Consider the following 14526-nt stretch of genomic DNA (forward strand, 5'->3'; position numbering starts at 1 on the left):
CGCTACGCCGGCGACAGCGCGTCCCGGGAACCGGACTGGCCCGGGATCCGGGACGCCGGGGCGGGCATCGGTTCGCCCAGCAGCAGGGTCCGCACCACCCGCTCGGCGGCCCGCCCGTCCTCGAACTCGCAGAACCGGCCCCGGAACGCGGCACGCGACCGCGCCGACTCCTCGTCCCGCCAGTCACCGGAGTCGAACAGCCGGGCCAGCTCCCCGTAGGTGCGGGCGACCCGGCCCGGCGGCTCGGCGGTGATGTCCAGATAGGTGCCCCGGCTCGCGGTGAACGCGGGCCAGTCGTCGGCGTACACGACGATCGGCCGGTCCAGGACGGCGTAGTCGAACATCACCGACGAGTAGTCGGTGACCAGCGCGTCCGCCGCCAGCAGGACGTCCGTCAGGTGCGGTTCGTCGGTCGCGTCGACCACGATCCGGCGCCGGGCCAGCTCCGCGAGGCCCATGCCCCGGGCGGGCCCGTGCGCCAGCGACGGGTGCAGCCGGACCACGAGCGTGTGCCCCTCGCCGAGACCGGCCGCGAACCGGGCCAGGTCGAGCCGGTCCACGTACCCGCCGCGGCGGTAGTCCCGGCGGGTCGGCGCGTACAGCACCACCGTGTGGTCCGCCGGGATGCCGTGCCGCTCCCGGAAGCCGCCGGGTCCGCCGCGCACCAGCACGTCGTTGCGCGGGCTGCCGGTGCGCACCGAGGTGAAGTGGCACGGGTAGGCCCGCTCCCACACCAGCTCGGCGTGGCGGCTGGCCACCAGGCTGTAGTCCCAGCGGTCGGCCCGGCGCAGCATCTGCGGCACGTCGAAGCCCAGCCGGGCACCCGGCTTGTCCCGCAGATCGGCGCCCACGTACTTCAGCGGGGTGCCCTGATGGGTGTGGATGTGCACACTGCCGGGCCGCTTGGCCAGGGTGCCGGGCCAGTTCACGTCGTTGACGAAGAACTTCGCCCGCGCGGTGACCTCCAGATAGCGCCGCGAGCCCACGACCACGTGCTCCACGCCGTCCGGCAGCCCCGCCGCCGTCTCCTCGTCCCGCACCACCCACACCCCGCGCAGCCGCGGCGCGATCTCGCGGGCCGCGTGGTAGACCGCCGCCGGATCGCCCAGCAGGCCCCGGTGCGAGGACGCCGAGTACACCACGAGGCCCTCGTCCAGCGGGCGGCGGGCGTGCAGCGCGGCCCAGGCGCCGCCGGCCCGCGCGGCGGCGGCCCGGCGGGCCCGGCCCGCCCGCCGGGCCGCCTCCCGCCCGGCCCGCCCCGCCTGCCGCCGCAGCCGGTACCCGGTCCAGGAACCGGTGAGCACGGCGACCTCGCCGTCCACCCGGACGCCCTCGGGCCGGTGGGCGCGGAACATCCGAGCCGTCCGCCGGAAGAACTCGGCCTTGTCGGCGGGCGGCAGCCGGTCCGGCTTGGCCAGGATGTCCAGGCAGTGCTCGCCCATCTTGCGGTGCAGGTACGGCCGCCAGGACGCCAGTTCCGGCCGCCCGGCCACGAACGCGAAGACCCGCTCGTACTGGTCGTGGATGTCGAAGTGCTTGCGGCTGGTGGTGGACAGGATGTTGCCCTGCCGGCGCTGCCGGTAGTGCAGGCAGATCCGGTCCAGGGCGGCGATCCGGCGGGCGCTGAGCATGACCGGGAACGTCCAGGGGGTGTCCTCGTAGTAGCCCGGCGGGAAGACGAACCCGTGCTCCGTGACGAAGTCCCGGCGGTAGGCCTTGTTCCAGACCACCATCAGCAGGTCCAGGATCCCCGGGTACTCCGCGGCCGTGAACACCTGCTCCTCGGCCAGGAGGTGCGCGAGGACGTTGCGCCGGGTGCCGCCCCACCAGTAGGTGCGCGCGTAGTCGAAGACCAGCACGTCCGGGTCGGCGGTCTCCGCCAGCCGGTCGGCCACCGCCCGCAGCGCGCCCGGGGTGAGGGTGTCGTCGCTGTCCAGGAAGAGCAGGTAGTCGCCGGTGGCGTGCGGGAGCCCGGCGTTGCGGGCCATGCCCAGGCCCACGTTCTCCGGCAGGTGCAGCACCTTCACGCGCGGGTCCCGGCCCGCGTACTCGTCGAGGATCGCGCCGCAGCCGTCCGGGGAGCGGTCGTCCACGGCGATCAGCTCGAAGTCCTCGAAGGACTGGCCGAGCACCGAGTCCAGGCACTCGCGCAGGAAGCCCTGCACCTTGTAGCAGGGCACGATCACACTGAAGCGGGGCACGGCGGGTCAGCTCCTCACGAGGGTCGCGGCGGCGGGGGCGGGGACGCGCTCCGCGAGCGGGAGCACCGGCGGCAGCGCCTGAGGCGGCTCGCCGAGCAGCACCCGGCGGACGACCCGCTCGGCGGCCCGCCCGTCGTCGAACTCGCAGAACCGCTCCCGGAACGCGGCCCGCAGCTCCCGGGCCCGGGGGCCGGCGTACGAGCCGTCGCGGAACACGGCGGCCAGCTCCCCGGGCGTCCGGGCGACCAGGCCCGGCGGCTCGGCCATCAGGTCGAAGTAGACGCCCCGGGTCTCCCGGTACACCTCCCAGTCGTCGGCGTAGACCACGATCGGCCGGTCCAGGTTGGCGTAGTCGAACATGATGGACGAGTAGTCGGTGACCAGGGCGTCCGCCGCCAGGCACACGTCCTCCGCCGAGCGGTGCGCGGTGACGTCGATGATCCGGTCCGAGCCGTGCGAGCCGCCCCGGTCGTAGAAGTAGTGGGCGCGCAGCAGCACGACGACATCCTCCCCGGCCGCCCGGCAGAACGCCTCCAGGTCCAGGCCGGGCTCGAAGCCGGTGTGGTGGTCGCGGTGGGTCGGCGCGTACAGCACGGCCGTCCGGCCCTCCGGGACGCCCAGCTCACGGCGGATCCGGGCTACGTCGCGGGCGGTCGCCGTGTAGTACACGTCGTTGCGCGGATAGCCGTACTCCAGCTGTTCGTAGGAGCCCGGGAAGGCGCGTTCCCACATCTGGGTGGAGTGGCGGTTGGACGACAGGTTGAAGTCCCAGCGGTCGACCCGGCCCAGCAGCCTGGTGAAGCTGCCGGACCGCGCCGCCACCACCGGGTACACCGACTGGTCCACACCCATGGTCTTCAGCGGCGTGCCGTGCTGGGTCTGCAGGTGCACGCTTCCCGGCCGTTTGACCACGCCCTCGGCGAAGTTCGCGTTGTTGATCAGGTACGCGGCCCGGGCCAGCACCTCCCAGGAGCGGCGCGAACCGAGCACCGCGTACTCGACGCCGTCCGGCAGGGTGTGCTCCTGGCCGGCCTCCACCAGGAACACCGAGCGGAGGTGCGGGGCCAGTTCCCGGGCCTTGGCGTGGATCGCGGCCGGGTTGCAGGCGTAACCGCGGCCCCAGTAGGCGCAGTACACGGCGAGGTCCGGATCGATCGGGCGGCGCAGGTCGCGGGCGTAGCGCAGCCGGGTGCGGGCCGTGCGCGGGCGCGGCAGCCGCCGGGCGGCGCCGCCGGCCGCCCGGCGGGCGCCGCGCAGCGCGCGGAACGCGCCGTACGCACCCGCCGCCAGCAGCCGGTGCTGCACACCGAGGCGGCCGTCCGGCACCCGGTGGCCGGCCGGCCGGTGGAGCCGGTAGAGCCGGGCCGCGCGGCGGAAGAACGCCCGGTGTCCCGAGGGCAGCAGCTCCGGCCGGGACGCCGTCCTCAGCACCACCGCGAACACCTGGTCGAACAGCGGCCCGGTCCGCTCGGCCGGCAGCCCCGCCCCGGCCGCCCGGGTCAGCACCCGCTCCGCCTGGTCCAGCAGGGTGTGCTGGTGCGGACCGGGCCGCCGGAGCCGGCTGCCCTGACGGCGCGGCCGGTGCCGTACGACGGCCCGGCGCAGCACCGCGATCCGCCCGGCGGCGACGGTCACCAGCCCGCCCCAGCCGAGGTCGGTGAAGTGCCCGTCGGGGAAGACCAGTTCCCGCTCGGTGAGGAACGCCCTGCGGTACACGGCGCTCCACGCGGGCAACGGGACGCCGGTCAGCCCGGGCAGCTCGGCGGGGGCGAAGGCGCCGCGCGGGGCCTTCTCCGGCAGCAGCCCGGCCGGGACCGCCGGCTCGCCCTCCCACCAGGGGGCGCGCTCGTGCTCGCAGTACAGCACGTCCACCCCGGCGACCTCGGACAGCCGGGCGTCCGCCGCCGCCAGCGCCCCCGGCAGCAGCAGGTCGTCGCCGTCCAAAAAGAGCAGGTACGTGCCGGTGGCCGCCCGCATCCCGGCGTTGCGGGCCCCGCTCAGCCCATCGGACGGCGGTGAGTGGACGACGGTCACCCGGGAGTCCCGCCCGGCGTACCCGGCGGCGACCTCGGCCGCCGGGGCGTCGGGGGCGTCGCAGACCGGGATCAGCTGGAGGTCGCCGAAGGACTGGCCGAGGACCGAGTCCAGCGCCTGGGACAGCCGTCCGGCGACCCCATGGGACGGGACGATGATGCTGAAGCGGGGCATTCTGTTCTCTCTGTCGTCGTGCGGACGCGGCCGGGCCGTCCCGCCGGACGCCGCGTGGACGGCCGGCCCGGGGCGGGCCGCGTCGAGCCGAGGGGCATGGGAACTCCCGGGAGGAACAACGGCGTTCAGCGGCTCCCGGTGACGGGGAGAAGACCGGCGGGTCGCGGCACGGTGTCCGGCTCCCTGCGCGCCGGGGCGAACGCGCGGGCCGGTGGCGCGGGCACACGCTCCCCGGGCGTGGACGCGGACGCCCGGTCCGGGTACGCGGGGACGAGGAGACGGAACCGGGGCACGGCACATCCAGGGGTCGCTCGGCGCGGGCGTGGTGGTCCGGGAACGGCCGAAGGGGTGAATCGGTTACGGCGGGTACGGCATTCGGGCGACATCCGGCCGACGCGAAGGGGGCGGGCCGCGACGGGCCCGCCCCCTGGAGTGACGCGTGTGTACGGCTACTTCACCGCGCCCGCCATCACCCCGGTCACGAACTGCCGCTGGAACGCGAAGAACACGGCCAGCGGGATCACCATGGAGAGGAACGCACCGGGCGCCAGTACGTCGATGTTGTTGCCGAACTGCCGTACCTGCGTCTGGAGGGCGACCGTGATCGGCTGGGTGCCCGACTTGGTGAACACCAGCGCGACCAGCATGTCGTTCCACACCCACAGGAACTGGAAGATGCCGAGGCTCGCGATCGCCGGACCGCCCAGCGGCATCACCACCCGGGCGAACAGCCTGAGTTCGCCGGCGCCGTCCAGCCGGGCCGCCTCCAGCAGCTCGCGCGGGATCTCCGCGAAGAAGTTCCGCAGCAGGAACACCGCGAACGGCAGTCCGAACCCGGTGTGGAACAGGATGACCCCGAGGATCGACCCGAACAGCCCGATCTTCCCGAACAGTTCGGCGATCGGGATCAGCGCCACCTGCACGGGCACCACCAGCAGGCTCACCACGCCCAGGAACCACCAGTCCCGGCCCGGGAACTCCATCCACGCGAACGCGTACCCGGCCAGCGCCCCGATCACCACGACCAGGAGGGTCGCCGGGACCGTGATCAGCACGGTGTTCACCAGGGAGTCGGTGATGTCGGAGTTCTCCAGCAGCTTCTCGTAGCTGTCCACGGTGAGCCGGGACGGCTCGGTGAACACCGTCCACCAGCCGCTCGCGCTCATGTCCTGCGGCGAGCGCAGCGAGGAGACGAGCAGGCCGATGGTCGGCACCAGCCAGAACAGGCCCACGACGATCAGCACCACGCGGACCAGTCCGCCGCCCAGCTTCTCCACGATCCGGGAGCCGGCCGACGGCCGGACGGGGGCCGCCCGGACCGGCTCGGCCTTCCGGACGCCCGAGGCGGTCACCGTCATCGCCGTACCTCCCGCCGCAGCCTGCGGATGTTGAACAGCATCACCGGGATCACCAGCAGCAGGAGGAACACCGAGATGGCGCTCGCGACCCCCGGCCGGCCCTCCGAGAAGCCCTTGCGGTACAGCTCCAGTGCCAGCACGTTCGCGTCGTCCTGGGAGGAGCCGGGCGCGATGATGAACACCAGGTCGAACACCTTCAGCACGTTGATCATCAGCGTGACGACGACGACCGCCAGCACCGGCGCCAGCAGCGGCACGGTGACCTTGCGGAACACCTGCCACTCGGAGGCGCCGTCCACCCGCGCGGCCTCCAGCAGTTCCCGGGGCACGCCCGCGAGTCCGGCCGCGATCAGCACCATCGCGAAACCCGCCCACATCCACACGTACGCCCCGATGATCGCCGGGGTGACGAGCGCCGGGCCGAGCCAGGAGACCCCGTTGTACGGCTCCCGGAAGTTGTCCGCCGGCAGCCGCAGCCGGGCCCCGTCCGCGGCGGCGGGCAGGGTGAACGTGCCGTCGCCGGACGCCGTGGCGGAGGCCACCACCTTGCCGTCCTTCACCGCCTCGATCCGCATCCCGGCGTACCCCACCTCGCTCGGATCGGGTGCCCCGAGCCTTCCGACGCCCTTGCCGCGGGTGAAGTCCTGCCAGGCGGTCCCGGTGACCCTGCCCGGCTCCGGCTTCGCGGCGACGGCCTTTTGCACCCCGTCCGGCAACTGGTCGGGGGCCACGCCGACCAGCGGCAGCGCGACCGGCTGCCCGGCGCGCACGGCCTCCTCGGTGACGAAGCCCCCGCCGTCCGCCACGAGCGGCGACCGGCGCCCCGGGTGCGCCTTGGGGAACGCCGAGGACTGCGCGAACGTGTCGTGCACGCCCACCCAGACCGCGTTGGCGACCCCCTTGTCCGGGTCCTGGTCGTACACCAGCCGGAAGATGATCCCGGCGGCCAGCATCGAGATCGCCATCGGCATGAAGACGACCAGTTTGAACGCCGTTCCCCAGCGCACCCGTTCGGTGAGCACCGCGAAGACCAGGCCCAGCGCGGTGGCGACCGTCGGCGCGAACACCACCCACAGGACGTTGTTCTTCAGGGCGGTGCGGATGCCGTCGTCGGTGAACAGCGTCTCGTAGTTGTCGAAGCCGACGAAGCCGCCGCCGGAGTTGCCCGAGAAACTGCGGACGACCGAGTACCCGATCGGGTAGACCACGAGCGCGCCGAGCAGCACCAGCGCGGGCAGCAGGAACAGCGCTGCCACGGTCCTGCGGGTGCCGGTCACGCTCTTGCGACCGCGAGGCGCGGCGGGGCCCGGTGCGGCCCCGGCCGCCGCTGCCGACGCCATGTCCGGATCAGCCCCCGTTCCCGTACGCCGCCGCCGCGTCCCGCTCCAGCTTCGCCTGGGCGCCCGCGACGTCCCGCGGGTTCCTCAGGAAGTCCTGGAGGTCCTTCCACTCGCCCTTGCCGGGCGTGCCGCCGAAGGCCTGCGGGGCCTGGTCGGACATGTCGAAGCGGAAGTCGTCACCGGCCGCGACCAGCGCCTCGGCGATCTTCCGCTGCACCGCGTTCGGGTACGCCGAGGACGGCACGTTCTTGTTCGGGGAGAGGTAACCGCCCAGCTTCGCCTGGATTGTGGCCGCGTCCGGGGAGGCGAGGAAGGTGACCAGGGCCTGCGCCGCCTTGGAGTCCTTCAGGACCACCGCCGCGTCACCGCCGGAGACCACCGGCGCGCTGTCGCCGACCGCGGGGAAGGGGAACACCTTCGCGTCCGTGCCCACCTTCGCCTTGGTCTCGCCGATGTTCACCTGCACGAAGTCACCCTCGTACACCATCGCCGACTTGGGCTGGTCGCCGCCGGTGAAGGTCTGGGTGACCGACTGCGGGAACTCCGTCTGCAGCGCGCCCTTCTGACCGCCCGCCAGATAGTCCTTCTTCCCCCACAGCTGGGCGAGGGTGGTCAGGGCCCGCTTCACCGAGGGATCGGTCCACTTGATCTTGTGCTGGGCCAGCTGGTCGTACTTCTCCGGACCCGCCTGGGACAGATAGATGTTCTCGAACCAGTCGGTCAGCGGCCAGCCGTCCGCGCCGGCCACCGAGAACGGCGTGACCCCGGAGTCGTACACCGCCTGCGAGGCGGTCAGCAGCTCCTGCCAGGTCTTCGGCTCCTTCGCGCCCGCGCCCTCGAAGACCTGGGTGTTGTACCAGATCAGCGACTTGTTGGCGGCCTTGTAGTAGACGCCGTACTGCTTGCCGTCGACCTTGCCGATGTCCTGCCAGCCCTGGGAGTAGTTCTCCGACAGCTCCTTGAGCGCCTGAGCGCCCAGCGGCTTGGCCCAGCCCTTCTGCACGGCCTGCTTGATGGCGCCGGGCTGCGGCAGCAGCGCGACGTCCGGCGGCTGGCCGCCCGCGATCTTCGAACCGAGGAAGTTGATGATCGGGTCCTGCGCGGGCACGAAGGTGACCGACGCGCCGGTGCGCTTCTCGAACTCGGCGAGGACCTTCTTGAAGTTGGCCTGCTCGCCGCCGGTCCAGACGGCGGCCACCTCCAGCTTGGCGCCGTCCAGCTTCGGCAGGCTGACGGTGGCACCCGTGCTCGCCCCGGTCCTGTCCCCGGTGCCCTCCTTGTCGCCGTCACTGCTGGAGCAGGCGGAGAGCGCGAGGGCCCCCGCGAGCAGGGCGGCGAGTGCGGTGACGGCCCGGTGGGGCCGGAATGTGCTGCTCTTGCTGTGCATCACTTCCCCGTTCGTTCGTTCCTCGTTGAACGCGCGTTGAACGTAAGAACTCTGTCCCGTGCGGTCCGGTGTACGCCGGGCCGCTCCGCACGGGCAAGAGCACCCGGGGGCCGGACCGGCGTATCGTGATCGGCTCGTAACCGGGCACGTATGCGGGGGAGTTCGCGGGGAAGAAGGCCTAGAGCAGGGACGGGACCTCGGCCGCCGCGACCTCGCGGGCCGCCCGCTCCACCGCGCTCGCCAGCAGGGCCAGGTCGGTCGGGCCGTTGCCCAGCTCCCGCACCGGCCGGCGGGCCGGCGGATCGCCCATCCGCTGCCAGTCCAGCGGCACCACCGTGGGCCGCTGGGTCGCGGTGCGCGGGATCCGCCCGGTCACCCGGCCGCCCTGGAAGCCCACGGCCGACCCGTCCGCGCACGTCAGCCGCCCCCGCCCCGGCGCCGGCTGGTCCGGCCCCGGCTGCGGCGCCTCCAGCACGACCCGCAGGGCCGCCCGGCGGGCCGGCTCCGACTGGGCCGTACGGCCGTCGGCCCCGGCCGCCGCGACCAGGTGCACGCCGAGCCGGTCGCCGTCCCGGGCCACCGCCTCCAGCGCCCGTACCACCGAGCCGGCGGCGGGCCGGCCCGGCGAGCCGAGCGCGGGGGAGACCAGGGCGTCCAGGTCGTCCACGACCACCACCAGCCGGGGCAACGGCGGCGTGGCCGCGGCGCGCCGGCGGGCCGCCGCACCCGGCCGCAGCCGGATCGTGGAGCTGGGCGGCGCCTCTATGTCCCCGGAGGCGGGATGCGGGGCATAGGCGCGCTGGGCCACCATCCGGCCGGACACCTCCCGCCCCGCGTGCCACCGGGCGAAGTCCGTGCGGCCCAGCAGCTCCGCCCGGCGCTTCAGCTCCGCGCTCAGCGACTGGGCGAACTCCCGCATGCGCACGGGGTCGCCCGCGATCAGGTGGGTGGTCACGTGCGGGATGTCCGTGCACACGCGCAGGCCCTCGCCGCGCCCGGCGCCCGTGCCCACGCCGTCCCGGCCGTCGAGCAGCACCATGGCCAGCCGGTCCGGCCGCTCGGCGGCGGCCAGCGAGGCGACCACGGTCCGCAGCAGCTCGGTACGGCCGCTGCCGGCCGGGCCCTCGACGAGCAGGTGCGGCCCGTCCGCCACGAGATCGGCGGTGACCGGTCCGCGCGGCCCGGCGCCGAGCACCGCCCGGGCCCGGCCGCCCGGGGACTCGGTGTCGTCCGCCGCGTCCGCCCAGCGCGCCATCAGCGACGCCGGGGTGGCCCGGGCCAGCCCCAGCTCGTCCAGCAGCCGGGCCGACCGGGGCAGCGGCACGGCCAGGCGCGCCTGCGGCTCGGCGTCCGGGCCGTCCGGGCGCAGCGGGGCCAGCGCCCGCGCGAACCGCTGCGCCCAGGCGGCGGAGACGGCGTCCACGGTGCCGTGCGTGCCGGGGCCGACCGGGCCGCCCGGCCCGACCCGCAGCAGTTGCAGCCCGGTGGCGACGTCCCCGCTGAGCAGCGCGACGGCACCGCAGTGCCGGAAGACGGGCGTCACCGCGCAGGCGGTCTCGTACGTCCGGGCCACCGGGGAGAGGGGCGAGGCGGGCTCGGTCTCGGCGAGGCACACCAGGTGGATCCCGGCCCGCGGCCCGGCCGCGGCCAGCCGCGCGAGGGCGTCCCGCAGGGCGGAGCCCCCGGGGTCCCCGTCCACGACGACGACGGTGAACGGCCCGTGGTGGCCGCCGGTGACGGCGGGGCCGGGGAGGGAGGCGGTGGCGGCGGGTCGGGGGAGGGGGGCGGTGGCGGGGGCGCCCGGTCCGGGTACGGCCATCCCGGCCGGGCCGGTCCCTGTTCCGTGGGTCACCGTCCCGGCCGGTCCGGGCAGCACCCCGGCCGCTGCGGCCCGGTCCTCCACCCGGCGCAGCAGTTCCTCGGTACGGGCCGCGGCCTGCTCGCGGTCGTAGGCCAGCAGCAGGCGGCAGTCCTGGCCGTGGCCCGGCCGCACGTGCGGGAGCCAGCCCAGCCAGGCCCACTCGGCCGTGCGCTCCGCCACCGGCCGGGCGTGGTCCGCGCTGATCAGCACGATCTCCAGCAGGTCGGGGCAGTGCAGCGCGGCGAGCTGGGCCAGCACCGCGCGGGCCAGCCCGGACAGCCGGGGGCGCGGACCGGCCAGGCCCAGCGCGCCGGCCTCGCGCAGCGCGGCGGTCACGGGTACGGAGGGCAGGAGCCCCGAGCCGTCCGGCGCGCTCCGGTCGGCCGTGCCGAGGCGCACGGTCAGCGCCTCCGGATGGCCCGGCCCGCGCTCCCACAGGCGGGGCCCGGGACCCAGCGCCGTCAGCAGCAGCGCCGCCGGATCCGGCCAGGTGTCCGGGCGCGGTACGGCACCGGCGGCCGGGTCCCCGTCGGCGGCGGCCCCGGGGGAGCCGTCGTACGGCACGGCGGTGCCCGCCTGTTCCCCCCGCCCGCCGGTCAGCCGCCGGGCCCAGGCACCGAAGCCGCGCCGCCGGGCACCGGCCGGGCGGGCGGGGGCGCCGCCCGGCGCCGCGGGGGTGCCGTGGAGCGCGTCGGTCCGGGCGGGCTGGGCGCCGTACGGCGCGCCGGCGTACCCGGGGTGGTCGCCGTACTCCGTGTACGTCACGTCGGCGGGTCCGGAAAGGCTGCCTCCGGGCAGCTCCGTGCCCCTGACCGGGGTGCCCTTGCGCCCGCTCGGACGCGGGTCCTCGCCGCCGGCTCCCCCGGCGTACGCCGCCCCGCCGGGTCCGCCGGCGATCCCGGAGCGTCCCGCGTGGGTGGCGCCGCCGGACACCGTGCCCGGCACGCCGGAGCCCGCGCTCCCGCGCTCCGCCCTCGGCGCCCCGGCCTGCCCCGGCACCACCGGGGACTGCCCGCGCCGGTGCTCCCGGGCCGCGCCGCCGGCGCCCCGTGCCGCGGGGTCGTAGGAGCCGTAGCCGTGCTGGGCCTCCCCGGAGGGGGCGAAACCCCGGCCGCCGTCCCCCGCCGGGGACGCCCCCGCGCCCCCATAGCCGTCGGGACCCCCCGCGTCATGCGTCACGCCCGCACCGGTACCCCCCGCGAGCGCGCCCGGTGCCGCCTCCCGCGCCGGCGGGACGTCCGGGGCCGAACCGGCCCGCGCACCCGGAGCCGTCCCGGGTGCGTCGCCGCCCACGGCGACCCGTACGCGGCCCTCGCCGTCCGGCACCGCCCGCACCCGTATCGCCGCCCCGTCCGGCGGAGTCACCCGCAGGGCGGACTCGCCGATCCGCAGCAGGCCCCCCGCGGGGACCCGTACCGGCCGGTCGGTGACCCGGGTGCCGTCCAGGGACGTGCCGTTCGTGGAGCCGAGGTCGGCGACCGAGACCCGGCCGTCCGCGCCGACGGTGACCGCGCAGTGCAGCCGGGAGACATCGGGATCGTCCAGCGGGACGTCCGCGTCGGCGGAGCGGCCCACGGTGATCCGCCCGCCGTGCAGCAGATGCACCCCGCCCGCGTCCGGTCCCGCCACCACGTGCAGCTGCGCCGGGGCGTCGTCCAGCCCGGGCCGCGGTTCGGGCGCCGCCGGCCCGCCCAGGGACAGCACGGCGCCGTCGACCAGGGGTGGTTCGCCGAGTGTCGACCGGCGCGGGTCGAGCCGTTCCTCGCCCGCGTAGAGCACCACGGACGCGCCGGCCTCCCGCCCCGTGCCGCCCTCGCCCGCGACCGCCCCGGCCAGCGCCGACGCCACCGCGCCCAGCTCCGTGCCCACGGGCGCCGTGACCAGCACGTCGCGGCACACGGCGGCGCCCCGGTGCGGGGGCGGACCGAGCGGGTCTACGACGGTCAGCCGGATCTGCATCGGCGTCAGCGGTCCCTTCTGCGCGGGTCTGCGCGGGCGCGGACTTCCCCCCACCCCACACGAGCACGTCGGCCAGCGGCCGCCGGAACCGTCCCGGCGGACTGCTGGAGGCATCCTCGCACCTGCCGTCGGCAACGCGCCCGGAACCCGATGACAAGTGATCTTGATTGGTCGGCTCTGCCCCCAAAAGTGCCGGACCCGGACCCCGCCGGCGATCAGTTGAGATCGGTCACGTCCGGCCCCGGGCAACCGGCGGGCCGCGACCCGCGTCTTTCCGTCGGACCCCGCCCCGGGCGCCCCGAGGATGCCCGGGAACGCGTGGGTGGTGCCCCGTAGCACGGCACTACAGTGGGGCGGAACACCGGGACACCGGGACCGGAGAGCAAGCGACAGCAACCAGCAGGGAGCGCGTGACGTGCGGCCAGTCGGCAGCAAGTACCTGCTTGAGGAGCCGCTCGGACGCGGCGCCACAGGCACTGTCTGGCGTGCCCGCCAGCGCGAGACGGCGGGCGCGGAGGCCGCCGTGCCCGGGCAGCCGGGAGAGACGGTCGCGATCAAGGTCCTCAAGGAGGAGCTGGCGAGCGACCCGGACATCGTGATGCGCTTCCTGCGCGAGCGTTCCGTGCTGCTCCGGCTCACCCACCCGAACATCGTCCGGGTCCGCGACCTGGTCGTCGAGGGCGATCTGCTGGCCCTGGTCATGGACCTGGTCGACGGCCCCGACCTGCACCGCTACCTGCGCGAGAACGGACCCCTCACCCCGGTCGCCGCGTCCCTGCTGACCGCGCAGATCGCCGACGCCCTCGCCGCGAGCCACGCCGACGGGGTCGTCCACCGCGACCTGAAGCCCGCCAACGTCCTGCTCATGCAGCACGGCGGCGAGATGCACCCGATGCTGACCGACTTCGGCATCGCCCGCCTCGCCGACTCCCCGGGCCTGACCCGTACCCACGAGTTCGTCGGCACGCCCGCGTACATCGCCCCGGAGTCCGCCGAGGGCCGCCCGCAGACCTCCGCCGTGGACGTCTACGGCGCCGGCATCCTGCTGTACGAGCTGGTCACCGGCCGTCCGCCGTTCGCCGGGTCCACCGCCCTGGAGGTGCTGCACCAGCACCTGAGCGCCGAGCCGCGCCGCCCCTCCACCGTCCCGGACCCGCTGTGGACGGTCATAGAGCGCTGCCTGCGCAAGAACCCGGACGAGCGGCCCGGCGCCGGGAACCTCGCCCGGGCCCTGCGGGTCGTCGCCGAGGGCGTCGGCGTGCACGCGAACGCCGCGCAGATCGCCGCCGCCGACGACGTCGGCGCGCTCCTCGCCCCGGACCCGGCCCCGACCGCCGTCCCGGACGCGCCGGGCGCCGCCGACCCCACCCAGGTGCTGCCGGCGAACGCGCCCCCGGGGGCGTACGACCCGAACGCCGCGACCAGCGTGCTGCCGCACACCGGCGGCCCGGCCGGCGCCGCCGACCCCACCGCCGTCCTGCCGCACACGGGCGCGGCGGACCCCACGGCCGTCCTGCCGCCCGTCCCGCCGCACCAGCAGGGGCAACAGGGGCAGCAGGGGGAGTACGGCGGCGGGCAGCCCGACCAGCCGCACCCCTGGCAGACACAGCTGCGCGCCGCCCGCGACCGCAACGACCAGACGCAGATCCAGTACCTGGACCCGGAAGAGGACCCGCTGCGCCGCCGCCCCCAGCGGCAGGTCGCCCCCCGGCCCCAGCAGCAGCCGCGCCCGGCCCCGCAGCCCCGCCCGCAGCAGCCCCAGCCGCGCGGCCGGCAGCGTCCGCCGCAGGACCCGGGCCACGGCTACCCGCCCCAGCAGCCCCAGCGGTACGCCACGCCCCAGCCGCCGCAGCCCCAGCAGCCGCAGCGGTACGCGCCGCCCGCCCCGCCCGAGCCGCAGCGGCCCGCGCGCGAGCCCCGGGCGCCGCGGCAGCGCGGCGCCAACCCGATGAAGATCCCCGGACTCGGCTGTCTGAAGGGCTGCCTGTTCACGATCGTCATCCTGGTCGTCGTCAGCTGGCTGATCTGGGAGCTGACCCCGCTCCAGGACTGGATCGGCACCGGCAAGGGCTACTGGGACCAGCTGACCGACTGGGCCGGCAAGGTGGGCGGCTGGATCGAGGACCTGGGCGGCTCCTCCGGGAACTGACCGCCAGGTTGGAGATTTGTCGACATCTCCCGGGTGATTTCCGCCTCCACTGAGGAGGTTGGC

The 14526-nt window shown here is 75.4% G+C and carries 7 protein-coding genes; 1 reads left to right on the forward strand and 6 read right to left on the reverse strand.

Annotated features, from left to right (window positions below; translation table 11 throughout):
* Positions 1 to 2 precede the first annotated feature (2 nt).
* The 6 genes from AB0E62_RS04975 to AB0E62_RS05000 all read right to left on the reverse strand — a co-directional run bounded on the left by AB0E62_RS04975 (position 3) and on the right by AB0E62_RS05000 (position 12314).
* Positions 3 to 2201 carry a CDP-glycerol glycerophosphotransferase family protein gene (locus tag AB0E62_RS04975; RefSeq protein ID WP_362188176.1) on the reverse strand — a complete coding sequence of 733 codons (2199 nt, stop codon included), beginning with the start codon at positions 2199 to 2201 and terminating at the stop codon, positions 3 to 5.
* Between the two features lie 6 nt (positions 2202 to 2207).
* On the reverse strand, positions 2208 to 4409 hold the full coding sequence (locus tag AB0E62_RS04980) for a CDP-glycerol glycerophosphotransferase family protein (protein ID WP_362188179.1): 2202 nt from the start codon (positions 4407 to 4409) through the stop codon (positions 2208 to 2210).
* 449 nt (positions 4410 to 4858) lie between these two features.
* A complete protein-coding gene (locus AB0E62_RS04985; protein WP_362188182.1) occupies positions 4859 to 5767 on the reverse strand; it encodes a carbohydrate ABC transporter permease in 909 nt (302 codons plus the stop codon).
* Positions 5764 to 7107 (reverse strand): sugar ABC transporter permease, encoded by a 1344-nt coding sequence (locus AB0E62_RS04990; protein ID WP_362188185.1) that lies wholly within the window; start codon positions 7105 to 7107, stop codon positions 5764 to 5766. Before AB0E62_RS04990 ends, AB0E62_RS04985 begins: the two co-directional genes overlap by 4 nt.
* Positions 7108 to 7114: 7 nt before the next feature.
* Positions 7115 to 8494, reverse strand: a complete 1380-nt coding sequence (locus AB0E62_RS04995; protein ID WP_362188188.1) for an ABC transporter substrate-binding protein — start codon at positions 8492 to 8494, stop codon at positions 7115 to 7117.
* Between the two features lie 178 nt (positions 8495 to 8672).
* Positions 8673 to 12314 carry an FtsK/SpoIIIE domain-containing protein gene (locus AB0E62_RS05000; protein ID WP_362188191.1) on the reverse strand — a complete coding sequence of 1214 codons (3642 nt, stop codon included), beginning with the start codon at positions 12312 to 12314 and terminating at the stop codon, positions 8673 to 8675.
* A gap of 415 nt (positions 12315 to 12729) precedes the next feature.
* Between AB0E62_RS05000 and AB0E62_RS05005 the strand changes: the two genes are divergently transcribed.
* Positions 12730 to 14463, forward strand: coding sequence for a protein kinase (locus AB0E62_RS05005; protein ID WP_362188194.1), 1734 nt, complete (start codon positions 12730 to 12732; stop codon positions 14461 to 14463).
* The last annotated feature ends 63 nt before the right edge of the window (positions 14464 to 14526 follow it).

The organism is Streptomyces sp. NPDC038707 (assembly GCF_040636485.1).
Taxonomy (GTDB): Bacteria; Actinomycetota; Actinomycetes; order Streptomycetales; family Streptomycetaceae; genus Streptomyces.